22 protein-coding genes and 2 pseudogenes are annotated in these 24943 nt (G+C 67.2%); 13 read left to right on the top strand and 11 right to left on the bottom strand.

The genetic code is table 11. The annotated features are described in order from the left end of the window. Positions 1-327 precede the first annotated feature (327 nt). Positions 328-417: pseudogene (locus ACFU8W_RS48560) on the top strand (flavin reductase); the annotation flags it as partial. Here ACFU8W_RS48560 and ACFU8W_RS48555 read toward each other — a convergent pair. Continuing rightward, on the bottom strand, positions 407-1426 hold the full coding sequence (locus ACFU8W_RS48555) for a hypothetical protein (RefSeq protein WP_384052286.1): 1020 nt from the start codon (positions 1424-1426) through the stop codon (positions 407-409). The pseudogene ACFU8W_RS48560 and the gene ACFU8W_RS48555 sit on opposite strands and share 11 nt — an antisense overlap. Positions 1427-1676: 250 nt before the next feature. On the opposite strand from ACFU8W_RS48555, the gene ACFU8W_RS48550 reads away from it, so the two are divergent. Both ACFU8W_RS48550 and ACFU8W_RS48545 read left to right on the top strand, forming a co-directional pair. Next, positions 1677-1946, top strand: coding sequence for a hypothetical protein (locus tag ACFU8W_RS48550; RefSeq protein ID WP_384052285.1), 270 nt, complete (start codon positions 1677-1679; stop codon positions 1944-1946). A gap of 298 nt (positions 1947-2244) precedes the next feature. Further along, positions 2245-3846 (top strand): ABC transporter substrate-binding protein, encoded by a 1602-nt coding sequence (locus ACFU8W_RS48545; RefSeq protein WP_384052284.1) that lies wholly within the window; start codon positions 2245-2247, stop codon positions 3844-3846. Between the two features lie 366 nt (positions 3847-4212). Here ACFU8W_RS48545 and ACFU8W_RS48540 read toward each other — a convergent pair whose 3' ends face one another. After that, positions 4213-4491, bottom strand: a complete 279-nt coding sequence (locus ACFU8W_RS48540) for a hypothetical protein (RefSeq protein WP_384052283.1) — start codon at positions 4489-4491, stop codon at positions 4213-4215. A 189-nt stretch (positions 4492-4680) separates the two neighbouring features. Beyond that, positions 4681-6066, bottom strand: a complete 1386-nt coding sequence (locus ACFU8W_RS48535) for a DUF6884 domain-containing protein (protein ID WP_384052282.1) — start codon at positions 6064-6066, stop codon at positions 4681-4683. Between the two features lie 1213 nt (positions 6067-7279). On the opposite strand from ACFU8W_RS48535, the gene ACFU8W_RS48530 reads away from it, so the two are divergent. Together ACFU8W_RS48530 and ACFU8W_RS48525 are read left to right on the top strand one after the other, a co-directional pair. Then, on the top strand, positions 7280-7672 hold the full coding sequence (locus ACFU8W_RS48530) for a hypothetical protein (RefSeq protein WP_384052281.1): 393 nt from the start codon (positions 7280-7282) through the stop codon (positions 7670-7672). A gap of 45 nt (positions 7673-7717) precedes the next feature. Next, complete coding sequence (locus tag ACFU8W_RS48525; protein ID WP_384052280.1) at positions 7718-8926, top strand: hypothetical protein; 1209 nt, start codon at positions 7718-7720, stop codon at positions 8924-8926. Positions 8927-9704: 778 nt separating this feature from the next. Here the strand turns inward: ACFU8W_RS48525 and ACFU8W_RS48520 are convergent. The 8 genes and pseudogenes from ACFU8W_RS48520 to ACFU8W_RS48485 all read right to left on the bottom strand — a co-directional run. After that, on the bottom strand, positions 9705-10085 hold the full coding sequence (locus ACFU8W_RS48520; RefSeq protein WP_384052279.1) for a type II toxin-antitoxin system death-on-curing family toxin: 381 nt from the start codon (positions 10083-10085) through the stop codon (positions 9705-9707). Then, a complete protein-coding gene (locus tag ACFU8W_RS48515; protein WP_384052278.1) occupies positions 10082-10390 on the bottom strand; it encodes a hypothetical protein in 309 nt (102 codons plus the stop codon). Before ACFU8W_RS48515 ends, ACFU8W_RS48520 begins: the two co-directional genes overlap by 4 nt. Positions 10391-10521: 131 nt before the next feature. Beyond that, positions 10522-11673, bottom strand: coding sequence for a hypothetical protein (locus tag ACFU8W_RS48510; RefSeq protein ID WP_384052277.1), 1152 nt, complete (start codon positions 11671-11673; stop codon positions 10522-10524). Between the two features lie 30 nt (positions 11674-11703). After that, the gene (locus tag ACFU8W_RS48505) at positions 11704-13395 is read right to left on the bottom strand and encodes a hypothetical protein (protein ID WP_384052276.1); all 1692 of its coding nucleotides are present in this window, start codon (positions 13393-13395) and stop codon (positions 11704-11706) included. After that, positions 13392-13769: a hypothetical protein gene (locus ACFU8W_RS48500; RefSeq protein WP_384052275.1), complete on the bottom strand. Its 378-nt coding sequence runs from the start codon at positions 13767-13769 to the stop codon at positions 13392-13394. Before ACFU8W_RS48500 ends, ACFU8W_RS48505 begins: the two co-directional genes overlap by 4 nt. Positions 13770-14356: 587 nt before the next feature. Then, complete coding sequence (locus ACFU8W_RS48495) at positions 14357-14572, bottom strand: hypothetical protein (RefSeq protein WP_384052274.1); 216 nt, start codon at positions 14570-14572, stop codon at positions 14357-14359. 125 nt (positions 14573-14697) lie between these two features. Then, entirely contained in the window at positions 14698-15396 is a 699-nt protein-coding gene (locus tag ACFU8W_RS48490; RefSeq protein WP_384052273.1) for a hypothetical protein, read from the bottom strand. Between the two features lie 46 nt (positions 15397-15442). Continuing rightward, positions 15443-15826, bottom strand: a pseudogene (locus ACFU8W_RS48485) (M23 family metallopeptidase); the annotation flags it as partial. A 1077-nt stretch (positions 15827-16903) separates the two neighbouring features. Here ACFU8W_RS48485 and ACFU8W_RS48480 point away from each other — a divergent pair. The 8 genes from ACFU8W_RS48480 to ACFU8W_RS48445 all read left to right on the top strand — a co-directional run bounded on the left by ACFU8W_RS48480 (position 16904) and on the right by ACFU8W_RS48445 (position 24854). Then, on the top strand, positions 16904-17230 hold the full coding sequence (locus ACFU8W_RS48480; protein WP_384052272.1) for a hypothetical protein: 327 nt from the start codon (positions 16904-16906) through the stop codon (positions 17228-17230). 65 nt (positions 17231-17295) lie between these two features. After that, complete coding sequence (locus tag ACFU8W_RS48475) at positions 17296-18027, top strand: hypothetical protein (RefSeq protein ID WP_384052271.1); 732 nt, start codon at positions 17296-17298, stop codon at positions 18025-18027. Beyond that, positions 18017-18403: a hypothetical protein gene (locus tag ACFU8W_RS48470; RefSeq protein WP_384052270.1), complete on the top strand. Its 387-nt coding sequence runs from the start codon at positions 18017-18019 to the stop codon at positions 18401-18403. The genes ACFU8W_RS48475 and ACFU8W_RS48470 overlap by 11 nt, the downstream gene beginning before the upstream one ends. Positions 18404-18405: 2 nt before the next feature. Next, the gene (locus tag ACFU8W_RS48465) at positions 18406-19656 is read left to right on the top strand and encodes a hypothetical protein (RefSeq protein ID WP_384052269.1); all 1251 of its coding nucleotides are present in this window, start codon (positions 18406-18408) and stop codon (positions 19654-19656) included. A gap of 45 nt (positions 19657-19701) precedes the next feature. Next, positions 19702-21192, top strand: coding sequence for an SCO6880 family protein (locus tag ACFU8W_RS48460; RefSeq protein WP_384052268.1), 1491 nt, complete (start codon positions 19702-19704; stop codon positions 21190-21192). A gap of 123 nt (positions 21193-21315) precedes the next feature. Beyond that, positions 21316-22557 carry an ATP/GTP-binding protein gene (locus ACFU8W_RS48455; RefSeq protein ID WP_384052267.1) on the top strand — a complete coding sequence of 414 codons (1242 nt, stop codon included), beginning with the start codon at positions 21316-21318 and terminating at the stop codon, positions 22555-22557. A gap of 163 nt (positions 22558-22720) precedes the next feature. After that, entirely contained in the window at positions 22721-24583 is a 1863-nt protein-coding gene (locus tag ACFU8W_RS48450; RefSeq protein ID WP_384052266.1) for a type IV secretory system conjugative DNA transfer family protein, read from the top strand. After that, positions 24570-24854 (top strand): hypothetical protein, encoded by a 285-nt coding sequence (locus tag ACFU8W_RS48445; protein WP_384052265.1) that lies wholly within the window; start codon positions 24570-24572, stop codon positions 24852-24854. The genes ACFU8W_RS48450 and ACFU8W_RS48445 overlap by 14 nt, the downstream gene beginning before the upstream one ends. Positions 24855-24943: the final 89 nt, after the last annotated feature.

Raw genomic sequence — 24943 nt, 5'->3', positions numbered from 1 at the left:
CTCCGCCGCACCAGCCGTGACTACCGCCGACCGCTGTCGGCCCTCGGTCTCACGTGATCAACCCGGACAGATCCCGAACATGCAATGACCCTGGTTCGGACACCGCCTCGAACAGACCCCGGAAACACCAAAATCCCGCCCGATCAATCAGATCGGACGGGATCTCGCGAACTGTTCCTGAGCAAACTCAAGAACAGTCGTCTCCATCGCTGGCCAAGGGATTTAGTACTCCAGCAGGATTTTGATGTCTGTCCTGCGGGTTTCGCTGGGTCGGCTGGAGTGTAGAGGGCTGCGGAGGAGTCAGGGGCGGTCTTGGGCGGGCCGCCCGTCGTCGGCACGGTCGAGGCCCTGGGCGCCGAGGGCGACGCCGCGCCGCTCCTGTTCCACCGCGGACGCTTCGGCCGCCTCAGTCCCTGACGGGCTCCTCGCGGGGCTGGTCGTCGGGCTCCAGAATGTACAGGTCCCAGGCGTCGGGGTCGCCGACGAGCACGTACAGCTTCGGGTGCTCGGGGGTCCCGAACACCTCCCAGGGGCCCAGGCTCCCATCGCAGGCGTCGACGGAGACCCCCACATTCTGGGACCACGACCCGTCGCCCGGGTGGTGGACCCAGGTGCCGGCACCGGTGCAGGGCTGCCCCGCGTCGTGACGGTCGTCGTCGAAGCCGAAGGTCTTGACCCCGTCGGCCGTGACCTTGCCGTCCGCCGTGAAGGTGATCCTGCCGCCGTTGCCGTCGGACCACGTCCCGGCGAGCCGTTCCGCGGTCAGCCGCGGAGGCTCGTACCCGATCCCGGCGTACAGGGCGACACCGGCGAGCGCGCCGGTGACGACGACGCCGAGCGTCCCGTACAGCGCCACCCAGCCGAACATCGCGATGCCGGACACCCGCGGGCGGTCCGGCAGCACCAGCCTGCGGACGACCAGCGCCGGGACGCCGAGCGCCGCAGCGCCCATGAACCACCCAATGAGGCCCGACGAGACGTTCTCCGGGAACCCGGCGGGCACCATCGACGCCGAGACGAGCCCCGGCAGGGTGCCGCCGGCGGCCGCTAGGAGCGGGATCCACCACCAGACGTCACGCCCCGAGACCGTGCGGCCGAGCCATCCGGCGACGGCCACGAGCGGCATCACCACGGCGACCGACAGCAGGACGGCGCCGACCGCCCCGGCCGCCACTCCGATCAATCCCATGACGAACAGGAAGAAGATGTTGAACAGGTTGTAGCCGAGGGCCGGGACCTCCTGGGTCTCCATCCACACGTAGAACACGATCGACCCGATCACGGCCTCGAAGAACAGCACCGAGACCGACGCCGTGAACGCCGAGCCGAACCGGTCTCTCACCCGCACCCGCGTCTGCGCCCGGGCCGGAACCTGTGCCTGCCATGGGGCCCCTGCCTGCACCTGATCCCGCGTTTCTGAACGCATTCAATCCCCTCCGCCGCGCATCATCCTCCATGCGGGGCGGAGCCGCACCCCTGGGGTCGCCTAGTACTCCAGCAGGAGCAGGATTTTGACGTCTGACCTGCGGGTTTCGCTGGGCTGCCGGAATGTATCGGGCTGCGGAGGAGTCAGGGGCGGTCTTGGGCGGGCCGCCCGTCGATCGTGCGACAACGCCGCAAGTAGTGGCAGCGGCGGGGCAGTTTCCTCAGGTGACCAGCGCGCGTGTTGGCGAGCAGTGGAACCTGGACCTGGACGACCTCTTCGTGAGGGGAACGGCAGCGTCGGCCTGACCCACCTTGCCCCGGCCCTGCCGGAGTCCGCGCTGCGTGAGGGTTTCGCCGCTGCGGCGAGGGCGGCGCTCGCCGAGGGCCGTGAACCCGAACTCGACGAAATCGCGCTGGTGCGCTCCCCGGACGAGCTGGCCGGCCTGGTCGGTCCGCACTCGGACTACCTGGAGCCGGTCGTCCGCCGGTTCACGCGGGCGACGCTTCGACGCGACGTCTGACTCAACCGTTGACAAGCAGACGGCCGAGCGACTGTGGCCGCGTCGAGAGCGGGGCGCGGTAATCTCCGCGCACTCCACATCCTCGAACGGCTATGCCGGCCAGCTCGGCTGCAGGGGTAAAGAGCGGGAACGCGTCGATGCAGCATCCGTCGACCGCTGGTCGCAGCCGGATATACAGGGAGTTTGCGACGCCCCGTCCGCACCATTCGATTACAAATTGGGGCACACCGATCCGGCATTACCGGCGGCGCCTACTAATGTCATTTCCTCAATGGCCGGATGAGGGGGAACATCCAAGATGAACCGCAAGACTCTGGTGCTGACGGCCGCCATCGGCCTGCTCGCGTCCGGACTCGCCGCCTGCGGCGGGACGGACAATGGGAAGAACGGCATGGCCACCATCGTTGTCGGCACCACAGACCAGTTCGTCGCCACCGAGGACAATCCCGCTCCGCTCGACCCGGCCATGGGCTACGAAGCAGGCGTGTGGAACGTCCTGCGGCAGACCGTGCAGACCCTGACCCATGTGCCGCGCGGTGGCGGCGAGCCCGTCCCCGAGGCTGCCAGGAGCTGCACCTTCACCGACCGGGCGAACGAGAGCTATCGCTGCAAGCTGCGCAGCGGTCTCGAGTTCGCCGACGGCACGGCTGTCACTGCCGAGGACGTCAAGTACTCCATCAACCGGGTCATCGGCATCAAGTCGGATAGCGGCCCCGTCGGTCTGCTCGCGAACATCGATACGATTGAGACGCGCGGCGACAGTGAAGTCGTTTTCCACCTGAAGACGCCGGACGCGACCTTTCCGTACAAGCTCGCCACCCCGGCCGCCGGCATCTTGCAGAAGAGCAAGTACCCAGCAAGGTCCCCGCGCAAGGGCTTCCAGGTCGACGGCTCCGGTCCGTACACGATGAAGCCTGAGGTCAGGAACAACCAGGTCGTCAAAGTCGTCTTCACCAAGAACCCGCGCTACAAGGGCGACCTGAAGGTCCTCAACAACAAGGTCGAGATGGACCTCTTCCCCGACGCCAAAGCGATGGGGAAGGCATTTGATGCCCAGAAGATAGGCATGATGACCCGCACCATGTCTCCCGAGCAGGCGCAGCAGATGCTGGAGAAGCCGAAGGAGGGCATCAAGCTCACCGAGATGCCAGGCCTCGCTATCCGCTACCTCGCTTTCGACACCACCGACCCCGCGGTGAAGAACAGGGCCGTCCGGCAGGCCATCGCCCAGGTCGTCGACCGGGGCCAGATCGCCGGGCAGGTCTACCACGCGACGGCCGAGCCGCTGTACTCGCTGATCCCGTCCAGCATCACCGGACACACCAGCTCGTTCTATAACAAGTACGGCGAACCCAGCATCCCCAAAGCCGCTGCCATCCTGCAGGCCGCCGGCATCCGGGAGCCGGTGAAGTTCACCCTGCACTACACGACCGACTACTACGGGTCGGCCACCGCCACGGAGTTCAAGGCGCTGGAGAAGCAGCTCAACGCGACCGGGCTGTTCGACGTCAACGTCCAGGGCGCTCCGTGGGCGAAGTACCTCCCCGCGCAGATGCGCGGGGACTACGCCGTCTACGGCATGGGCTGGTTCCCGGACTTCCCGGACCCGGACAACTTCACGGCGCCGTTCCTCGACAAGAACAACGCCCTGAACTCGCCCTATGTGTCGGTCGAGGCCCAAAAGACGCTGATCCCGCAGTCCCGCCGGGAAGCCGACCGGTCCGTCGCGGGCAAGACCTTCCGGAAGCTCCAGGACATCGTCGCCACCGACGTCCCGATACTTCCGATCTGGCAGGGCAAGCAGTACGTCGCCTCCCGCGACGGCCTCACCGGCGTCGAGTGGTCGGTCAACTCCTCGGCCGACCTGCAGCTCTGGGAACTCGGCCGCAGCACCTCCTGACCCCCGGAGCCCCGCTGCTGGCGGCAATTCGCCAAGCCTTCGGAGCGGGCTGCGAGGGCTTGGGCGATCTCGCGTTGCGAGGGCGACGACGGCTTCCCTTGTGCCCGGCACGACAGCTTGAGGGAGGCCTGACGGTCTCTGGCTCTGCGGTGTCTGCCCTTCGCTACCCGCCAAGGGAATCGTCAAGGCCCCGGCCAGGGCGATGCGGACCGGCGGTCGGGCGGTGGGTCGTCAGACGGTGATTCGGTAGGGGTGGCCCACCTGGTGCTCCGGCCCATCGGGGTGGACGTTGTGCGGCCATCGGCACGCAATAGCCTCGACGTGCCCGCCGGGGTGTTCCTCGCAGCGCACGGGGTTGTCAGGGGGTCATTTGTGGTCGCAGATCGGGATGACCACGGTTTGCACGGAGCCGAGTTCGGCTTCGTCGTCCGCGTGCTTGTCCAGGGCGACTGACAGCGCCTTGTCTCGGATGTTCACGTGCCGGGTCTCGCCGCCGAGGTGGGTGACAAGGGCGGCGTCGGCGTAGCTGATCCAGCCGGATTCGTCCCTGCTGGGCTCCACCGTGACGGAAGTGACGGCTGTGCCGGTCGGCTCACGGGCCGCGAGGGCTTCCGTGGCTGCGGCCGTGAGCTCGATGATGTCCATGCTCCTTCTCCTGGTTCGGTGGGTTCGAAGCATTGCGATTGACGCGGGACCGAGCGGTGACGGCCTGGGAGGGGCCGGGGCACGCCCTCCCTCGTGGCCAAGGTCCCGAAGAGTCCCTCTGGGCCGACACGGACTTGAGGTTGCGTTGTGCGGAATGCGTGACACCACGGACCTTGGCTGGTGAGGGGTCTAGCGCCGCAACCTCGACGGTCGCTTGGTGAAGGAGCTAGCCGGGGGAACCGCGGAAGGCTGGGCATTCAGCACTCTCCGTCCAAAGAACGCCAGCTGCCGCCCCTCCGACTCGGGACGGGTGTCGTGTTTGCCTGTGGTGTCGCGAGGCCGTAGGCCGGTATCGCGGCTGGGCTGGTGTGCCCTCCCAGCTTCCGGCACGAAGGCTGGATCCCGCCCGGGGGTGGCGTGCGCTGCACGGTGGGCCGCCGTGGCGACGTTGGCTTGAGACCGGTCGGTGTCTGCGAGGTGGCGTGCTACCTCGTCAGGGTCGGCGCTGTCTGCGACGTCGAACCAGTAGTAGTGGGCAATCCCTCCGGCCAGGACGTCGACCTGGTCCCAGGGGGCGAGGTCGACCTTTGCTTCCTCAATGCATTCCGGCGGGTCGAGCAGCGTCTCGACGACAACCTCGAAGGCTTCCTCCCGGAAGCGCCGGGCGAGCTCGCGCCGGCCGGGGGTGTCCACGTCCTCGAGATGTTGTGCCGAGGCCGGGTGGCGTTCCCATCGGCCGTAGAGCAGGGCGGCATGCGTGGCGAGAGTTTCGGCTCCCTCCAGGATGCGCGGCAGTGCTGAAGCGAAGCGGGCCACCTGCCTGGGAGTTCCCTTGGTGTAGATGGCGCGCGCTTCTCGGTGGAGACTGCAGGTCGTGATGCCGAACGTCGTGGCAAGGCGCCGGGTTGCGGCCATGCGGGCCAGAGCCGAGGATTCGCGCCCGGGGTAGTCCAGGCGAGCCTGGGCGGTGGTGCCGTCGGGGCCGAAGGTCAGTCGCGATGTGGTGACGTACTGAGTGCGTTTCAGAGCGGCCTTTGCCGCCTGCTCGGCCTGCCGCGCGGCCGCGGCCTTCTCGATCTCGTGGCTGGTTGTGGGCTTCGCGGCCGGCTGGTCACGTCGGTAGATGTCGGCGAGACGGGCGAGGTGGTCGCCGATTCCCCTCGATCCTTCGAGCGGCGCCGTGAGGTCAGGCCACACATGACGAGCTAGATCGACATAGGCGCGCCCGCCGAGGACGGTTACGTGGGCCTCGTTGATCCCGAGAGCGGCGGCCTGCCTGCGTAGTTGGTCGCCGGTTACGGTGCCCTCCTCCCCCGCCTTCAGGTCGTACGGGGCGATCGGCTCATGGAGAGAAACAAGCCCCCACATGGCCGACAAGATCAGCGCGCGGGCCCGTTGTCCGCCCTGCGACAGGGCCTCGGCGGCGCGGCGGGCCGCCCGGTGATAACTGCCTGTGTACAGGTCACCTGCGGGAATCTTTACGTCCTGGTTTGTTGTGCTTTTGCGTCCCCCGCATGACACGACTACGACGCGGGGGCGCAGGTGTTCGGCGGTGCACCGATCATGAGTGTCCATGGCGGACGTGCTCCTGTCTACTGGCTAGTTGGAGAGTTGGGCGAGGTCGCTCTTCGACCTATGGCGTGCACCTTGGCGCTCGTTGGTGCTAGCCCCGCAAGCCCCTTGAGGGGTCGCGCGCAGCTGTGGGGCGACGGCAGAGAGGGCCTTGGCTGCTTGGGGGGTAGCCCGCGCAGACAGGCAGTCGGGGCAGGGCTCCACTTCGTGAGGTCGGCCTGGAGATTGGTTGTGCTAACCGCAAGGGTGTTGTGCAAGTGACCGGCTGGGCGAGGACTGCTACTGCTGGTGCTGTGCGTCGGATGCCCGGTACAGAGCGGCCATCGGGCCCGCAAGTGCGCTGATGCGGACCCGTGTCTGACACTGATTCACGAGGAGGGTGGACCGGTCACTGTCCCCGAGTCCTCACGGACGAACGCGGGTGATCGTCTTCCTCTTGCGTCGCTCGGTGAAATTGAGGGCGGCGACGGCATCGTCGAGGGTCGAGACGTTGCCGATGTTCGTCCGCAGTCGCCCGTCCTGCATCCGCCGGACGATCTGGCTCAGTTGGGCACGTTCGGACTCGACGACGAAGTCGACCGCCAGGCCGTCGGCGGGCCGCGCCTCCGGCGGCCCGACGATGGACCTCGTGTCCCGCCTGCTGGAACACCGGTCCGGGTCGTCATGTCGGACCCTGGCATCACCATCTGGTGTTCGCTTCGTGCCCGTGCGGAAGCGCCCAGGCTCCTAATGCACTGTTGTTGAGTCGCAGGGAGCCCGTGTGAGCGTCGCATCGCGTGTCGTAGCTGCCGTCGTCCTGACGGCCGTGGGCCCCACCTTGCGTGTGGCGTCTTCGGCCGCCGCGGTATCCGTTCCGTCGAAGTGCCAGAGCCAGTGAAACAGCCAACGCGTAGCGAGGACGACCACCCCTGTCAGCCGGCGGACCGGGCCGAGCACGGGCTACACATCCGTCGGAATCCGCTCCAAGGACTCCGCGTTCACCTCCTCCTGCCTCGCGCACGCCAACGACTGCAACCGGGCCTGGTGCCAGGTCACCTCGGGTGCCAACGCCGCCAGGTCCAGCTGGGCCTACGGCAGCTACCTGAACCCCTGGACGGAATCGCCGCCTGCGACACTGGCACCGCGGTGCTGCGCCGACTTCGGCGCCCGCGTGCCAGGTGGCCCTTCCAGGGTCACACCCCCGTGCGGCTGGGCCGCCGCTCTTCCCTAGGGAGCAGTGTTGAGTGCCATCTCTGTGTCAGATCCGGAATTCACGCAGGTACAGCTGACCGGGCCGCTCGACGCCGTCGGCCGGCTGATGTCGTTGCTGGGCAGCGAGGCCGAGGTCATCTTCGGCCCTGTCATGGAGCCCGCCCTTGGCGGTGATGTCTCGTGCGTGGCCCGTGTGGTCACCAACCCTGTCCCCCGGACTCCATTGGTAGGGCAGACAGTGTCGGTCACCGTGCAGGCGGTCCTTGAGGCGAATACCGATGCGATGCCCGGTCTGCCGGATGCCGTGTCGGCGCAGCGGGTGGAGGAATCCGTGACAGCGGCCCTGGCGGGCCTTCCCGGGGTCCAACAGGTGAGCAGCCGCATGGTCGCAGCCGTGGTTCTGCCTTCGCGCGAGTAGGCGGCGGCCGTGTCGGGGGCCGAGGCGCGGCTCGATGAGGCAGGGGTGTCACTGTGGCTGACCGACTGGACGGTCGAGATCGGCGGAGCCTGGTCTGGGCGTCGCCTGATGGCACTGGTGGGTGGCGCGTACGCCGGCCGTCTGGACTTCGTCGTCCACCCTGACGGGCAGGCCGTGTCTGTCTCGGGGCTTGAGGTGTCGCCCGAGTTCCAGGAGCGGAATCTGGCAGCGGTGATGATGGACGCCTTGTACGCGGCGTACCCCTCTGCGTGGATCGATCACGGTGGGCGGAGCCGGGAAGGAACGTTGTGGTGGGACCGGTACAGCGATCCCGCGCCAGAGCGGAATATCCACAATCGGCCCATGGCCGAGTGGGCCGTCTACTTCGAAGCGCTCAGAGTCGCCGGCCAGAAGGTGCAAAACGCCCTCCACAACCGATACCTGGGCGTGGACGGTCATCGGGACACCGCGTACCGCTACGGCGAGTCCCTGGAGGAAGAGGCCCGGCGGTACGCACCCGCCTTTCGCGAGCCTCCCGTGCAGGGCCCTGACCCGGCCACCGCGGAGCTGTACGGCGGGATGCGGCTGGTACTGCCCCCTCGGTACCACCAGATCGTTCACAACAGCAGTCGCGACGTCGGCGAGCGAGCCGAGATGCTGCTCAGCCAGATCGGCTACGGCAACCTGCCGTTCGGCGCCACCTGGAGCACCACCGAGCACGCCGCCTTCGGGGAGCTCGCCCAAGAGCAGCTCCTTGATCCCTCGTCTGCGCAAACGCAGACGCATGTAGCCTTCCATGTGCAGCCGTTGTCCGGGCCGGAAATTCCATCTCACAGCGTGAAAGCGACGTGGGTGAAGTACCTCAACTCACCAGGCATCGAGGTGAAGTTGGCGGGGATGACCTGGCGATCCCCGCAACGACCTGGGGTCACGCACAGCGCCACCTTCACGCCCCCGGTGGACGCTGCGATCGCACCGGAGTACTGGCAGGACGCCGGGGCCGAGTACCGGGCCCGCTACGACGAGATCGGCGAGCTTCGCCCCGGGCACGCGGCGCGGCGTGACGCGGGGCCCCACCTGTACGAGGGGCGCGGGTCGGAGATCAGTGCCATGGCGGACAAGCTCATCGAGGGTATCGCCGCCCGCATGCGCGATCGGGCGACCGCTCCCGCCCCGCGTCCCGCGCCTGAGCACCAGACGGTGCACCAGGGGCTCCCGGCGCGATGGTCGCAGCAGTCGCCGCGCCTGCCGTAGAGCGGGGCGCGTGGCCCAGTCCGGTTCAAAGTGTCCGGCCGCGGCATCCGCGATCGGCCGCCGAGGCCGCCTTCACGGCGGCGGAAGCGTGAACAGCTTCCGCCAGGTTGTCGCGTGCACCGAGGACTCCGCCGTCCCTCCGGACAACACCGCCCCCTGAGCCCATGCCAACCGTAGGCCGGGGAGGTGGAGGGGGCTCTGCGGGCCGCCTCGACACAAGCGTTGCTGGATGCGGCACTGGATGCGGCGCATCCCCTGGTCTGGATGGTGCTGGGCTACGGCGGACTGCTCCTGTCCGTGGGCACGCGGCTCCCGGTGCTGCCGTTGCGGCGCCGAGCGGGCCTCAGACTGCTCCCGCTGCCGGTCGATCGGCGGCTGCGCCAGGCGTGTGCTGCAGGGAATGGGTCCGCGCGTGTCCGAGGGCTGCGGGGCGTATCTGGAGGATCGTGAGCTGCAGAGCCCGTCCGGTCCCGTCGCACGTCGACCGGGCGGGCCGCTCCATGCGGACGCCAGCCATGGGTCTCATGCCTGTGAAGCGTCCCGTGGATTGCGTCGTGGGAAGCCCGTGCGCATCTGGACCGGCAGACGATCAAGTGCTTATGAAGGGCGGCCGGCCTGAACGGGTGCACGCCCCGGCCGTCTGAGGATGCTTCGCACAGTAGGCGCTGCGGTGACCCGACTTCGCTGAACGGACAGGAGCCAGCCAGCGCCTGTCGATCGGCGCTGGGCTTCGCTCGACGACTCGCGTCTCAGCCCCCTGCGCTGTGGTAGGAGCGGTTCAGCCAATACTCCACTCGCGGAGCTGGGCTGCGGTCTCCCGGACGCTGGCGTTCTTGTGGCGAACGCGCATGACCATGGCGAGCGCTTCTTCCGGCTCGTAGCTCATGTGGATGCCGTTCGTGTTCAGAAAGACCTCGCCGACAAGCCAGGCGTAAAACGGGTTCTTGTCCTCGAGTGGTTCGTGGAGGACGAGCGATTCCATCATGGCCGCGGCCTTGAGCCACAAGGATCCGTAGACGTCCTGGGACATGTAGTGTGCCCGGACTCGCGCGCATACGCCGTCGAGTATGCCGAGGTCGAGACAGGCAGGATCTCCTGGCAGAGACTGGGCGATCTGTAGCAGTTCCTGCGTCGTGAGGAATCGAGTGGCCATGGTCACGCGGCGCGTCCGCGCCGTGCTTCATCTAGATCACGACTACTCATCGGCGCGGGGTCGGGCCACTCGCTCTCGCCGGCAGCAGTTCTGCCGGGCTCCTCGCCGTACCCGGCGAAAACCGGCGCGAGGCGGTCGACGGTGTCACCGACGTTCCGGAGCGCCTTGAGGAACGGCTCGTCGGCGGCCGCCAGAACGGCGTCGTGGACGAACGCCTCGGGCGTCTTGCCGTTCGCGGCCGCGGCGCTCAGCACCCTGTCGTACTCGTCCGGTGCGAACCCCTCGGGGACCTCTTCGCGGTTCTGCGACATAGAGGCACGGTACCAGCGGGGCCTTGATCAAAGCGCGGGGTCGGATACAGACCTGCGGTGGCCTTGGTGTCGTCGGAGAGCTGCTCCCCCTGCCTGTGGGTTCACCGCCTGGCGGATCGAAAGCTGGGCGGTCACGGGGTTTGCCGTGATGCGCCTCCGCCTGCGCCGGGGGTCGGAGGCTGGTGTTGCTGCGGGGGCCGGTGCTGTTCAGCTGCGGAGCCCTGCATGGTCCTGACCGGGCGGAGGGCCTCGCTGACCTGGGCTGACAGGCGGCCGAGTGCATGGACTAGCTGTGCCACGCGCGGTTCATCGAGGGCCGTGAAGGCAGGGTGGCTCTGGGTGGGATCCAGGTCGAGCAGGGCCTGGTTCAGGCGGACGATGGTGCGCACGCCGGGCGCCGCAGCGTCCACCTTCCTGGCTCTCGTCACCTCCGAGGTGCTGTCTCGATCGGCCCAGTCCTGCACCTCACGGGCTCGGGCGGCAGCCGTGGCTGCGGCGGCCAGCACTCCTTGCTCTTCAAGGCGGACCAGCCGTACCTGGCCGTCTTCGGCATCGGGGTCGTCCCACTCGGGAATGAACTGCGTCAGCTGGCTCAGCAGCGGCTGGGCCTGGCTGATGCTGTCGTAGGTCTGCGCGGCGTGACGTGCCGCGGCGGTCATCCAGTCGTGGGCAGGGGTGCCGGTGAGACGGGCAGTGAGCAGCTCCAGAACGTCCTCGGACCGTGCCGCTGCCTCCGGCAGCTCGGGCCCGCAGGCAGCGAGGCGATACCAGTCGTCGACGAGGGTCTGATCCGGCGCATGATCGTAGGGGCTCAGCAGGTCCGCTCTGGCGAAGGCAGCACTGACCTTGCGAGCCTGAGCGGTGATCTCGTCCGCAGCGCGCATCGAAATGCCGGTGCGGCGGGCAACCTCGACCGCGACCCGCTGGGCCGGGAAGACCTCCGTGTCAGCCGTGATCAAAATGCCCCACGCCCGCCCGGCCTGCTGGGCGCTGTCGAGCGCGGGCGGTTCGTGGTCATCGGGCATCCGCCGAATGAGCCACTGGGCCTCCGCCTCGATGAGCGCCTGTGCCGGGTCGATGGCCTCTCCGGCGAGCAGACGCTCGAACTGCAGGTCATACCGAGCCGCAGCAAGGATCTCCCCTGGTGCCGTCGGTCCGTCCAACCGGAGGAGGGACTGCCGGGTGGTGGTGTTGTCTGCGGTCAGCCAGGCGATTGCCCGTTGGATGGCGTTCTCAGGCTGGGCGGCCCCGGCCGCCGTAGGCGGCCCGGTCTCAGAAGCCACAGTCGCCTCCGGCGCTGGGGGATGGGAACGTCACGCGACGTTCGCCTGCGTTGCGTACCGCGTGGGCTCAGGAACGGACTGTTCGTGGTGACGCTGCGCTTCGCGGGTCGCCTGCTGGAGTTGGGTGCGGCTGTGGTCGACCAGATGGCGGGGATCCGCGGCCGGCTGTTGGGCTGCGGCATCCATGGCGGTGCTGGCGTCTCGGGCGGTTCGCCGGATAGTCATGACGACGAGGTGACCGGCCCCCTGTTCGGCCGGCGGAACCTGCACTGTCCTGGCGGCGAAGGCGATGTTGCGCATCTCCCCGGGATCGAGAGGAAGGCCACCGTCGGATTGGGCCAGCTGGTTCGCCCGGTTGGCGAGCACCCACGGCTCCCGTGCGGCGTCGGGAGGCAGATCCCGAACGGCCTTGAAGACGTAGCTGTGCTCACGTTGGGTGAAGTCCTGTTCGCCAAGTCTCCCGGCATGCCCGCCGTAGCGGAGTTGGTGAGGGTCTTGCATCAGTGAGATCAGAACTTTGCGCTCGATGTCTCGGGCGATGTAGCCGGGTTCCTCGGCTGGAGCTGGGGTGGGACCGTCCGTCTGGTCGGCTGGGCTGTGGTTGGCCCGTGTTGGCGGGGCTTTCTCCAGGCGTTCCTTCAGCTGGTTCAGGGCGTGAAGGTGTGTGTCGAGGTCCATGGACACCTGGTAGAGGGAGGCGTCGGCCAATCCGTCGCGGCGTACTTCGCCCGCCAGTGCCTGGACGGCGGCGGGGATGCTGGGTTCGAGGATGAAGTGGGCTGCGTACAGATGCGCGTTGTCGGGGTTCCACGTGAAGTCGGGGTGCGGGTTGAAGTCGTCGCGGCTGACCTGGGCCAGGGTTGCGGCGATGGCCTGGTTGGTGTTGTTGCTCAGGCGTGTCTGAGCGGCGGGGTCGGCTGTGGAGCGGTGGTAGTCGTTGTAGTACAGGCGGTGGTAGATGTGTTCGATCATCGCTTGCGCGCGCTGTTCCTTGGTGAGGCTGGGGTCTGTGGCTGCGGGCAGGGTGATCGCGGGATCTGGGCCGGTGACGAGGGCGTCCCAGATCTCGGCGGTGGCGGGATCCCCGAAGTCCTCCGGCTGGAGCCAGTAGGGCGACGCGTCGGGTGAGGACGGCTGGAACAAGAACTGGGCGGCCCGACGGGGGTCGTTGATGATCGCCCCGATGACCGCGAGTTCCTTGCGCAGTGTCTCCTCGTCGTAGGCGCGCCCACGGTTGAGCTCGAAGGGCACGCCTTCTTTGAAAGACGGGTGCTGGGCCGCGCGGACGGTGACGTAGGCGTCGTGCCGGGCCTGGCTCGGCTCCGATGGCCAGCTGGGCTGCGCCAGCTGCCTTACGGTGTTGTGCATGTCGGCCCAGGCCGCGGAGTTGTTGAGTGTCTCCCAGGCGCCGGGGATGCCCGCGGCCGCCATCTGCTGATACTTCGCCGCGATCCTGGCGATGACGGCATCAGCGGTCACCTGGATGGGATCAGCTTGGGGATACGCCCGCAGGCGTTCCTCAATGTCTCTGAGCCCGCCGCTGAGCAACGCGTTGTAGATCTCAGCGAGCTGGGGAGATTTGAAGTGCTCGGCTTTGAGCCAGTAATGCGGCTCGCTGGCGCTCCAGTCCACGAACTGGTTGTAGGCCGTCGAGCGGTCGCGCAGCATGCTGCTGATGACGTTGAGCTCGTGTTGGGGTGCCTGGAACTGCCCGTTGATCATTCCGCTTCAGTCCCCGACGCGGCATGGTCGGCGTTCTCCGCCGGGCGGGTTCCTGGCGCGGCATTGTCTGCTGCGCTGCTTTGCGTCCCTGTGGCCGAGGTCGCTGCGCGGTAGCGCTCAGCGTGGAGGTCGAGTTGGGACGTGGCCTGTTCGTCCAGGGCCACCCATCCGCGTTCACTGTGGCGCCACCAGCGCTGGAGGTGGTGGACCGGGGTGCCTTCGAATGGGCCCAGGGGGACTGCCTTGCCGTGCGCGATGAGCCGATCCATGACCTGGTCCGGCATCGGGGTGCCGAAGACCCGCTGCTGGGCGGATTCCTTGAGGAGCTCCATGCGTACGGTCCATGGAACCGTTTCGGTGCCGGAATCCGTCATGGCAGCTCCGTTCGACGAGGACGGCGGAACTAGCAGGCTGCGCCGTCAGCGCGCTCCTTGGCAGGCGATTGGGGGGTGTGGTCCATGGGGTGAGTGCAACTGCCCAGGAAACTTGTCGTGTGGTCCCGCCCTGCGGGATCCGCGGGGCCTGGCACAAAGTGACGCGCGTCCGCGCATGCGCTGGCGAGGGCGTCCATCCAGGTGGGCGCGCCCGGCCTGTGCAGTAGGAGGGTTTGACAGCCTGCCGGCAGGGTGTGCTTAACTGTCGATGAGACCAGCCAGCTCACAGCCTCTTCCGACGAGTTGAGGACCTGCGGCCTTTCACCGGGTTCAGGTATGGCTGGTCTCTATTCTTTTGCCCGGTTGCCCTGGCTGTCACTGCGGGCGAGCCCCACCCGGCCTCCGAGGAACGGTGGAATGGCCCCCACGCAATCGCTCCGCGTATTGGGCGCGGTATTCGTTTGGTCCAGTGAGCTCTGCCGCTCCCCCAGGCGGATGCGGGCCCCCGGTGGGACTTGATGCCACCGGGGAGACCCGCATTCCAGTGCCGTGCGCGGATCAGGCCCCGGCCTGCTGCACGCTGGGGCTCAGCGGCGTGACCACCTGGTCCAGCGGCCGGTGGTGAGGCGTTCGGTTACCAGGATCAGGAAGATGCATCCGGCGAGGAGACCGAGTGCCTTGGCGGATTCTTGGTCGAGGCCGTTCGCCCTGAGAAGCTGGACGCTCGCCAGTCCGAGGACGATGAGTGCGACCGCGAGGACCAGCTGGAAGAGCACTACAAGACTGCGAGTGCTGCTCTTCATCGTGCCTCCTCTGCCGTTTTTGGGTGTGCGTGCAGGTGTGGTTGTCCTGTTCGCGACAGGTGCGACTGTAGCACTCGGGTGATCTCGATAGGTTGTCAATACTTGTTGGCTCTTGACTTCTTCTTCTATGGATTGCCGCCCTTGATACGCGCTTCGATTGCGGCGCGCATGGTCTGGGTTCGTTCCGGGCCTGTCACTTCGAGGAGCATGCTGACCACTTCGCTTGATGTTCGGACCGCTTCATGCGGGGGCAACTGCATCCACGCTGCGGTTGCGCACTGGGCGGCCACCTGGGTGCGCCTCTTACCTGGGCCCAGGCGGTCGAACCACGCGAGGGCCAGCCAGGTCCAGGAGGCGGTGGCGAAGGCGTAGTCGCCGCTCAAGTAGGCCAGGTCGGCGCGGAATTGGGCGACTTCGAGGGTTTCTCTTGCGGTGTCGCCGAGCTCGGCGGCCGTCTCGAGAAGCAAGTCGACGGTGGCCGGGATCGCGGTGGCGAGGTCGTGTGCACGGCCGGCGGCCTGCGCGGCGGCGAGTCGTTGAGCGAAGTCGGCGTTGGGTGTGGCTGTCGGTGTCTGGGGCATCGGTGGCTGGTCCAGGGGTCGGGTTGTTCCGTCAGGCATCACCTGTATGTCGAAGCGGGCGTTGCTTCGGTCGTCCTGGACCTGCGCGAGGACGGGACGGTTGGTGCCGGCCGCTTCGATGTGGAGGACCTGCTGTACGACCTGCGAGGGATCGACCCCGTCGGGGACGACTTGGCGTTCGGCGTCGATGTGTAGTTGGCCATCGCCGGAGATGTGGACCTTGTACCGCGTGGTGGTGTTCATGTGTGGGGCCTCCGATTGGTCGGAGGCTCTCCCCCCTTCGGTGGGTTCAAAGCGAGAGTCCGTGCTGGCGGAGGTAGGTGACGGGGTTTACGTCGGACCCGTAGGCCGGTCCTGTGCGGGCTTCGAAGTGCAGGTGGGGACCGGTGACGTTGCCGGTCGCGCCGGAGAGGCCGATCTGCTGGCGGGCTCTGACGGTTTGCCCCTTGCTGACGGTGATGCGCGAGAGGTGGCCGTACTGCGTGTAGTGGCCGTCGGTCATCTTGATGACGACGTTGTTGCCGTAGGCGCCACCCCACCCGGCTTCGATGACCGTGCCGGTGCCCACAGATTGCACCCGTGTGCCCGTGGTTACAGGGAAGTCGATGCCGGTGTGGCTGCCTGAGGACCAGATGCCGCCGCCGGCCTTGTAGGGGGTGCTGACTCGGGAGTTCTCCACCGGTAGCGCCCAGGCGCCAGAGCCCTTGGCGTTACTGGCTTGGGCAGCGTTTGCGACGGGGTCGCAGCCGGAGGTCGTGGAGAGCACGGCACCCTTGCCCCAGCTCTTGACGACCAGCTCTCCCGCGGTCTTCTCCCACTTCGCGTAGGCGTCGGGGAGTCCGGAGCGCTGCACCGCCTGGGCTGCGTTGGTCAGGGGTTTGGTCTGCCATCTGTTCACCTTCTCGAGCCGCTTGTAGAAGGAATTGGAGGCGTACACGGCGTCGGTGACCTGGGCTGCGCTTCCCCATCCCTGCGAGGGGCGCTGCTGGAAGAGGCCCTGTGAATCGCGGTCGCCGTGGGTGATGTTCCTCAGGGACGATTCCTGAATGGCGGTGGCAACGCCGATGACGGCCGCGCGTGGCGGGAGTCCTCGGCTGCGGGCGACGTTGGTGATCACGCTGGCCCAGTGCTGCTGCTCTTGGCCCCAGTTGACGCTCTGCTGCTTGCCTTGAGGATTCAGGGGCACGGTGACCTGTCCTCCGGGCTCGGGGGCTGGCGTGGACTGCGGCTGGTCGGCTGCCTGTATGGCGTGGTTACGGGTGGTGCAGGCGTCCTCCCAGTCCGGGCCGCTCTTCTGCTCGCCGCTGCCCAGCATGAGCGGTAGGCAGAGCACTCCAGCGCACATCGCCACGGCGCCGCCTGCGGCGAGGCGTATCGCTGTGCTCATATTTCGATCCCCAGTCGTCGTTGCGCATCCCGCCACGAGGGACGGGAACCGCAATGCCCGTGCCATGGGGTGAGCCCGTTTTGCCGGGCGTCCCAGGGCTGCGAATGCGCCGCTACTTAGCCGGGCAATGCGCGGCTAGCGTCTGCGCCGAGTGAAAGCAGCAGGGAATCGACAACTCGGACTGAATCTTATGTCATTGAATGGCTGATGCGTCAACGGCCCAAACATGGGCGGTGAATTGACCGTCAAAGTCGTCGGCGACGTCTATTCGGTGCGTGATATGCGAATCCCTTGCTATCTACGACCGGATGTCCAGGTCCTCCACACGGACTGGGGCAGGGTTCCGCAGCCCGGGAGGGGTTCGTGCAAGGAACACAGCAGCTTTTCGACCTGGCCGCAGGAGGCGGCGGGATCGGAAGCATCGTCAGTGGGATAGCGCCCGACTGGGGTGTATTTGGCGAAGTTGGCGCCAAAGCCAAAATCATCGTTGGTGTGATTATGGCGGGCTCCGTTCTTTACCTCCTCGGAAGTGCCGTCCTCGGCGCTGTCCATATCCGGGTCGGCCAACAGCAGCACAACACGATGGAGACAAAGAAGGGGCAGACGATGGTTGCCAGCTCTCTTCTCGGGCTCTTCACCGTCGCGTCCATGGCAACGATCTTCACCATCGTCTACGGGTTTGGAATCTAATGGCCGGGAATCAGAGGAAAGCCGGTACGCGGAGCTTGACTGCGAGGCCGACCGACGCCCCTGGCATGGGGACCGACTCACCTTGGCGTCGGGCGAAGGTCGGCGCGATCATCTTCGGCGTCGTCCTCCTGATCGGCATCCTGCTCACGCTCTTCGGCGGTGGGAGCAAGCCCGCCGACGGAACGTCTCAGACGCCTGCCGATTCGCTCCCGACGAGCCAGGCCGGCGGCACTGGGCCCGGCGCCAAGGCACGCGCCGTCACGAGTGGTGTACCGGTGAGCTATCCGCGAACCAAGGACGGCGCCGTCGCGGCCGCGGTCAACTATCAGGTCGCTCGATCCAGTCCTGGCTACTTCACTGATGAGGCACTGCGTCACCAGGTACTCAAGGCGGTGATGTCCTCAGCCGCGCTGCCTGGCCAGCAGCAGCAGGACGACCAGACAGCCAAGGGCCTTTTGGCCTCGCTCGGCGTGACGGCGAAGACAGCCCCCGACATGGTGATGCGCGCCGCGCCGCTCGGCAGCACAGTGACGTCCTACTCCGCCGACATGGCCACGGTCAGGGTCTGGATGAGCGAGGTCGTCGGTGTCCCCACCGAGAAGTCGGCGATGCCCGTCGCGGGCACCTGGTCGACCTACACGCTGATCCTGCAGTGGCAGAACGGCGACTGGAAGGTCGCCACGATCAACCAGGCCGACGGCCCCACGCCGCTGGTCGCGGCTGACTCCTCCGCGTCCTCTTCCAGCGAGATGCGTCTGGCAAATGAGGAATTCGATGCTCCGCGCTATGCAGGCTGACGTCGTGCGGCGGCGGGTAGCCGAGGGACTCGCCGCCGTCCTGATCGCCGCTTCGTTCGTCGTTGCCTCCCCCGTCGCACCGCAGGCAGAGGCCGACGCCGGCTGGCTCACCCCCTGCAACGCGCCGGGGGGCAAGTACGTGTGCGACAAGGCCGAGAAGGGCGCCAAGTGGCTCTACGACAAGTCCGGCACCGACTCCCTCGTTGATGGCGTGGTCACGGCAGCTGACTTCGCAACCGACCCGCTCGGCTACATCGAGGGCAAGGTCCGGGCCGGAGCTCAAGGACTGTTCCAGGCATTCGGCGAGGAACTCACCGGAGAGAAGATCCCTCCCCCTGGCTCCAAGAGCAAGACCGCAGAGCCGAAGAGGGGTTGAGCATGACGGTCACAACGACATCGCTGACCGGGTCGATCGACTGGGGCAACCCCAGCTTCCTGCGTCTTTACGGGCTTGTCTTCGGCTTGTCATCCGTACTGACCATGGTGATGTGGCTGATCTCGGTGGTGAAGCGCGCCGTACGGGGCATTCCCATCGGCCAGGCCGCTATGGAGAACGTTGGATACCTTCTGCTGTCGGTCGTCGTAGCGGGTTTCGCCCCCGTCGCGGTGGCGTACACGGTGGACATCGTTGATGCGGCTGCATGGGCGATTCTCCGCGAATACATCATCCAGCTCTTTGCCGGCGGCGTGGCCATCTGGGGCGTGCTCAGCGCCATCACCGTGCTCGCACCCGGGTTCGGATTGGTCGTCGCACTGCCGATCGGGACAATGATCCTCCTTGCCGTCTTCGGCCTGTGGGTCATGCTCGTGGTGCGGAACGCCATGATCTTGATGGGGCTTGTATTCGGCCCTCTGGTCTTCTCCGGCCTGGTCGACAAAGACTTGTGGGGCCACACCCGCAAGTGGGCCGGGATCATGGGCGGCATCATCGCCAGCAAGCTCGGCATCTACCTCGCGCTCGCCCTGGCCGGAGCGATCTTCGAGGACGTAGCGGATCCCAGCAGGCTCACCCTGCCACGGGCCATCGGCGGCTCGATCACCTTCGTCGCCCTGCTCTTCTTGGCCCTGTTCATGCCCTTCCAGATTGCGAAGTGGCTGCCCTTCGTCGGCGACGAACTCCAGGCCATGCACGGCGCGAAGGAGGAGGCCGGACAGCGGGCCAAGCAGGTGAAGATGAAGAGCGACGACATGAAAGCGCAGGCCGCCAAGAAGCAATCCAGCGGAGGCGGTCCCCAGGCTGCTGGGAACGGAGCTGCAGGGGCTGCCGCGGGTCCTGCAGCTGCGGCGGTGGCCGTCAAGCAGGCCGCGGATGAGATGCGTGACCAGACGGTCCAGGCCGCACAGGACGGCGCCAGCAACGCCGCCGGCGACGGCGGTCCGCAGGGCGGTGGTAGTTCCGGTTCCAGTGGCGGCGCGGGGGGTGGCTCCGGTCAGGGCGGAAGTCCTCGCGGTGGCGGCCAGGGGGGTGGCCGGTCCGGCGGTGGCGGCTCGTCCGGCGGGCGGCGCTCGGCGCCGCCGCCTCCGCCTCCGCGGGCCGGGTCAAGGGGCGCCCCGCCTCCCCCGCCTCCCCCACCTCGGTCGGGCGGCCAGGCACCTCCGCCGCCGCCACCTCCGCCGCCCGGCTCCTGACAGCCGGTGCCCTGTCACCCACATCACGCTGTGAAAGGAGTTGCGATGGACCGCGTCTTTTCATTCCCGCGGCCGCGTCCACGCGGTCTGCTGGGGCGCCGCTTCGAGATGGACGAGCAGCTGGTCCTCCTCGGGGGAATCGCCTTGTCGGTCGGTCTGCTGGCAGCCCTTCCCGGGATCCCGCTGAAGATCCTTGGCTGCGTGGGGGCCGCTGCTACCTGCGCGTGGGTAACGATGGTGCCCTACAAGGGGCGTACCTTCCTGCGCTGGTTTGAGATCCGGCGCTCCTACCGGCGGCTGCTGCGCGACGGCAGGCTTCTCTACCGTTCAACGGCCCCTTTGTCAGGGCGGCGCCGGGACGGCACCCCTGAGCCGGTTGCCCAGCCTGTGGGAGTTCCCGAGTCCCTGGAATGGATCACTGCGAGGACCGCCTACGGCGACATCGCTGTGCTGCTCCAGCCCGCCGAGGGCATGTTCGTGGCCTGTGTCGAGGTCGAGGGTGCGAAGAACTTCGGGGGTCTCGACGGCGCAGACAAGGAATCGCTGATTGCGGCCTACGAGTACTTGCTGAAGGAGACCGCAGAGTCGGGTGGGCGGATCGAGTACGTGCAGTGGCTGGCGCGGCTGCTGCCGACGGATCCCAACGCTCACGCCCACGATGCCGCGGCCCGACGGGATCCTTCGGCCCCTTCTTGGCTGAGCGACTCCTACGACCAGCTGGTGGACATGGTCGCGGTCTATGCCGAGGACCGGCGTCTGTTCCTCGTGCTGGGGATCCCCTACACGCAGGAGCTGTCCGCCGAGGCTCTGCACTACACGACCTTGTACGAGGGATACGGTGAGGTCCTGGGCAAGGAGATCGAGGCGTTCATCCGCTCGCTGTCGGGTGCGCAGCTGCGCTGGGTGCGGAACCTCGACGAGCCCGCGCTGGCCAGCCTCATCCACCACAGCTATGCGCCCGACCACTGGATCAACGACACGAGGGGGATGGACCGGGCCAGTTGCTGGCCGGCGGAGATGGACGCCCGGGTGCCCTCTCGCATGGCGGCCCGCAGCTGGGAGGGTGCCGATCCTTGGTTCACTTCCACCGCGTGGATCAAGCAGTTCCCGGTCCTGCCTGTGGGCGTGAACTTCCTGGCCCCGCTCCTGCTGTATGTCTCGGACGTGATTTTGACGGTGGGTGTGACGATGCGGCTGCTGCCGGCCGACAAGGCTCTTGAAGATGCCATGGCGGACGTCACCAATGAGGCCGGCCAGGCGGATCGCAGCCCCGGCAAGATCGCGGACCCCCGCGAGGACCGGGAGTTGGGGGCGTCGGCGTCGACCATGCACGACCTGGCCAACGGTGCGGCCGGTGTCCGGCTGACCGGATGGGTCACGGTCACCTCCCCCGACCCGGAGCTCCTGGTCCAGCACCGCAACACGGTGCGCGCCGCGGCGGTCAAGTCGCAGCTGGCACTGGAGTGGTGCGACTCCGAGCAGTACCGGGCCTTCACCAATACGCTCCCCTTCGTCACCGGTCTGCTGAAGGACTGACGCGCCGTGTTCGAGCTCATACGTCCCCAGGCGCAGACCCGGCGCCGTGCCCTGCGCACCACGACGGCCACCGCGTCCGGTCTGTATCCGGCGGTCGGTGCCCCGTCCTCGGACCCCCGTGGTGTGATCATCGGACGGGAGATCTATTCCGGCAAGGCCTACATCTATGACCCGTTCATCCTTTACGACCCTTCCGCCCGTGAACGGCTTCCCAGCGGACACGCACTGGTCCTCGGCAAGTCAGGCTTCGGGAAGTCGAGCCTTGAGAAGTGCTATGTGCTGCGGCAGCTGCGTTTCAGGGACCGGTCGTTTGCTGTCCTCGACGCTCAGGGCGAGGACGGCGTCGGTGAGTGGGACGGCATCGCGCGCGCCCTCGGAGTCACTCCGATCCGCCTGATCTATGGCGGTGATGAGGGCGAAGGGGTGCGGCTCAACCCCCTGGATCCCCGTATCCCCGCCCAGTACCAGTTCAAGATCCTTTGCTCGATGGTGGAGATCATCGGGGGGCCGCTGACCAGCGAGTCCGAGTTCTCGTTGTCCGTAGCGCACGGCGCCGCTCAGGTTCGCGCGGCCGCCGAGGACCGTGTGGCGGTTCTGTCCGACATCCATGACGCACTCACCAATCCCGAACCGGCGATGCTCGGCAAGCGCCAGGTCGGCGCGGAGGACATGGTCCGCTGGGGGCAGCCGGCGAGCCTGGCGATGGACCAGCTGTGCAGCGAAACCCGCGATCTGGCCGGGCTGTTCAATGGGCCTACCACGCCGGGGATCGACCTCGATGCACGACTGATCATCTTCGACCTGACCCGTCTGCCGCGCGAGGGCGAGGCGATGCCGCTGCTGATGAGCGTCATCGGGCCATGGCTGCGCTACGCCTGGATCAAGCCCGGCGACAACGTCAAGCGGACACTGGTCGTGGAAGAGGCGTGGCACATCCTCTCGCACCGACCCGTAGCCAGACTCTTTGAGGAATTCGTCCGATACGGGCGACGCCTCGGGCTGAGCTTCTGGGCGATCCTGCATCACCTCGGCGACCTGATGATCGACGAAGCCCCGGAAGCGGCAGCGATCCTCAAACTCACGGCCACCAGAGTGCTGTACCACATGGACAAGGCCGAGGCGGACATCACAGCCGACTACCTGCAGCTGCCTGACTGGGCGCGTGAGGCCATCACTGACGGTGCCAGCCGATGCCAGCCCGGACGGGCCGTGTGGCAGGTCGGCAACAGGATGCACCTGGTCGAACACATCCGCAGTGGTGCCGAGCTCGAGCTCACCAACACGAACCGCAAGATGACCGAGGCCGCGTCCGACGCGCAGACACCAGCGGCGCCGCTCATCACGATGCGAAAGGGCGCCGCATGATGACGCACCCGATCCCCTCCGCCCCGATGCCCGCACCCCTTCGCCTGCCCCGTCCTGGCGCACGAGGCATGGCCCGTTGGGGGGCGGCACCGCGCCGGCCGGCCGGATCCGCCGTGCAGCCTGGCCCCGATTACCCGATAGCCACCGGGCGGGGTGAGATCTAGTGGCCAAGGTCGTCACCCCGCATTCCGGCAATCGCCTGCACATCTACAAGGACGCCTGGTGGATTGCCCTGTGCATCGCCGCCATGGCAGTCACCATCTGGACGTGGCTGGCTGCAGTCTTGTCCGGTCTCCTGGCGCATGGCGCTCCGGCCCTGGTGTCGTGGAACCAGACGGCCGCCGCCATACCCGACCTGTTCTTCCACCCACTGCGACCGCAAGACGCCTTCGCGGCCCAGGCCGGTGTCGGTGGCCCTTTCGCCTTCTACCCTCCCTTCCTCGCTACCGCAGTGGGCAGCTGCTGGGGGGTCCGTATCGGGTGGCGCCGCTGGCGCGCGATGCGCGACGAAGGTACCGACGGACTTGCCACGAGCGGTCAGCTCGAGGAGGCCATGGGCGAGGCCAAGGCACTCTCCCGCTTGGGTGCGCTGCGTCCGAGCCTGGCGACCCCGCGCCCCTCGCTGCAGAAGGCCCCTGGCCCTGCCCGGGCGCTGCCGTGGCGTGGGGGCCCTCCGCCCAAGGTGACTGACGTGCCGGTGAGTGAGGTGGCGGTCTTCTGTGGCACCGCGATCCCAACGGGCGTCAAGCTCTTCATCCCGTTCGAGGAAACCGTCTTGATCGTCGCCCCGCCTCGTGAGGGCAAGACGTCGCAGCTGATCATGCCGTGGATCCTGGACTTCCCGGGCTCTGTCCTGGCGACGTCGTCGAAGACGGATGTTCTCTACGCGACCGCGAAATCTCGTGAGAAGTACGGCCCGGTCATGGTGCTTGATCCCACGGGGCTCTCCGCCTGGCCGCTTCAGCTCCAGTGGAGCCTCGTCGACGGCTGCAAGGACTTCACCGTCGCCCGCAAGCGTGCCGAGACACTCACCGGCACCGCAAAGTCTGACGAAGGCACCAAAAACGGGGGCTATTTCGTCATGAACGCGCAGATGCTCATGACGTGCTGGCTTCACGCCGCCGCGCTCGGCGATCTCAGCGCCATGGACATCCTGCGCTGGGCAACCTCGCCTGCGGAACGGGAGCCCGTCGACATCCTGGCCGACCACGGCCAGCAGAACCTTGCGCGCGCCCTGGCCGCACAGCACGCCGCGGCACCTGAGGAGCGCTCGGCGAGCTGGCGCACAGCCGAGCAGTCCATCCTCGCGCTGTACGACCAGAAGGTCGCGGCGATCTTCGGCCACCCTGTCGGTGACGAGAAGAACTTCTCCATCACGAAGTGGCTCACCGAGGGCGGCACCGTGTTCCTGATCGGCGAGGAGGAAGAGGGGTCCAGCCTGGCCCCCATCATGGCGGCCTTCAGTCGCGCCATCCTCGACACCGCCAAGGTGATCGCGGCACGCATGCCCAACGGGCGCCTGGATCCGCCGTTCGCCCTGCTCGGCGATGAGCTCGCGAACGTCGCCCCGCTGCCGCAGATTCCAGGACTGATGTCCGTCTCCGGCAGCCAGAACATCTTCCTGGTCGCGGTGCTGCAGAACCTCGCCCAGGCGCACGAACGCTGGGGCGAGCTGGGCGTGAGGAAGATGTTCGCGGCCGCCACCATCAAGGTGATCTTGGGTGGTGTGTCGGACGAGCAGGAGCTCAAGACCTACTCCGCTTTGGCCGGCGAGTTCGAGGAGGACACCGAGTCGGTCAGCGACGACGGAGATCGTTCCTCCATCAGCATCTCCACGCGGCGCAGGGCGGTGCTCGAGCCCGGTGACATCCGGCAGATCAAGGAACGCGAGGGCCTGGTCGTGCATCGGCGTACGCCGGTCACCCGCGTCAAGTTCGAGCGGATCCATGAAGGTCCTCGCGCCAAGGAGATCGCCGCCGCCACCCAGGAAGCGCTCAAGAAGGTGAACAGCCATGCCTCAGCCTGATCCGCTCTCCGGGACCCTCCAGTCCATCCATGGTGAACTCACCGCCCTCTCCCAACGAATCACCCTGTCGAAGGAGACGCGGGGCGCCGAACCTCCGGCCCGGGAACCCTCGCTCAGCCGCCCGCCAGCAGACCCACAGGACCCGTTGGGCCCCCTCTTCGACGGCCTCGAATCGATCAACGTCGAACTGATCGGAACGGCCAAGCGTCTGCACCTGCTCGAGGATCGCGTCTTTGAGCCCCCGCACGAGGAGGTGTCCCGCGATGCCTAATGGGAGCTACGGAACCGGGGAATGCTCGGTTCCGTAGCCGCCAGCAGGTGAGCACTTTCGTTGCCGGAACTTCGAGTTCTGGGATCAGA

Source organism: Streptomyces sp. NPDC057565 (assembly GCF_042801455.1).
Lineage (GTDB): Bacteria > Actinomycetota > Actinomycetes > Streptomycetales > Streptomycetaceae > Streptomyces > Streptomyces yanii.
The sequence above is the reverse complement of the archived record's forward strand: the minus strand, read 5'-3'. Positions and strand labels throughout refer to the sequence as shown.

What these genes read in the sequence shown, in the direction of transcription:
- ACFU8W_RS48535 (WP_384052282.1), bottom strand. Translation starts at nt 6,066, where the DNA reads ATGGACACTCATGATCGGTGCACCGCCGAACACCTGCGCCCCCGCGTC.
- ACFU8W_RS48470 (WP_384052270.1), top strand. Translation starts at nt 18,017, where the DNA reads ATGCAGGCTGACGTCGTGCGGCGGCGGGTAGCCGAGGGACTCGCCGCC.
- ACFU8W_RS48545 (WP_384052284.1), top strand. Translation starts at nt 2,245, where the DNA reads ATGAACCGCAAGACTCTGGTGCTGACGGCCGCCATCGGCCTGCTCGCG.
- ACFU8W_RS48460 (WP_384052268.1), top strand. Translation starts at nt 19,702, where the DNA reads ATGGACCGCGTCTTTTCATTCCCGCGGCCGCGTCCACGCGGTCTGCTG.
- ACFU8W_RS48505 (WP_384052276.1), bottom strand. Translation starts at nt 13,395, where the DNA reads ATGATCAACGGGCAGTTCCAGGCACCCCAACACGAGCTCAACGTCATC.
- ACFU8W_RS48555 (WP_384052286.1), bottom strand. Translation starts at nt 1,426, where the DNA reads ATGCGTTCAGAAACGCGGGATCAGGTGCAGGCAGGGGCCCCATGGCAG.
- ACFU8W_RS48475 (WP_384052271.1), top strand. Translation starts at nt 17,296, where the DNA reads ATGGGGACCGACTCACCTTGGCGTCGGGCGAAGGTCGGCGCGATCATC.
- ACFU8W_RS48445 (WP_384052265.1), top strand. Translation starts at nt 24,570, where the DNA reads ATGCCTCAGCCTGATCCGCTCTCCGGGACCCTCCAGTCCATCCATGGT.
- ACFU8W_RS48540 (WP_384052283.1), bottom strand. Translation starts at nt 4,491, where the DNA reads ATGGACATCATCGAGCTCACGGCCGCAGCCACGGAAGCCCTCGCGGCC.
- ACFU8W_RS48515 (WP_384052278.1), bottom strand. Translation starts at nt 10,390, where the DNA reads ATGTCGCAGAACCGCGAAGAGGTCCCCGAGGGGTTCGCACCGGACGAG.
- ACFU8W_RS48465 (WP_384052269.1), top strand. Translation starts at nt 18,406, where the DNA reads ATGACGGTCACAACGACATCGCTGACCGGGTCGATCGACTGGGGCAAC.
- ACFU8W_RS48495 (WP_384052274.1), bottom strand. Translation starts at nt 14,572, where the DNA reads ATGAAGAGCAGCACTCGCAGTCTTGTAGTGCTCTTCCAGCTGGTCCTC.
- ACFU8W_RS48490 (WP_384052273.1), bottom strand. Translation starts at nt 15,396, where the DNA reads ATGAACACCACCACGCGGTACAAGGTCCACATCTCCGGCGATGGCCAA.
- ACFU8W_RS48500 (WP_384052275.1), bottom strand. Translation starts at nt 13,769, where the DNA reads ATGACGGATTCCGGCACCGAAACGGTTCCATGGACCGTACGCATGGAG.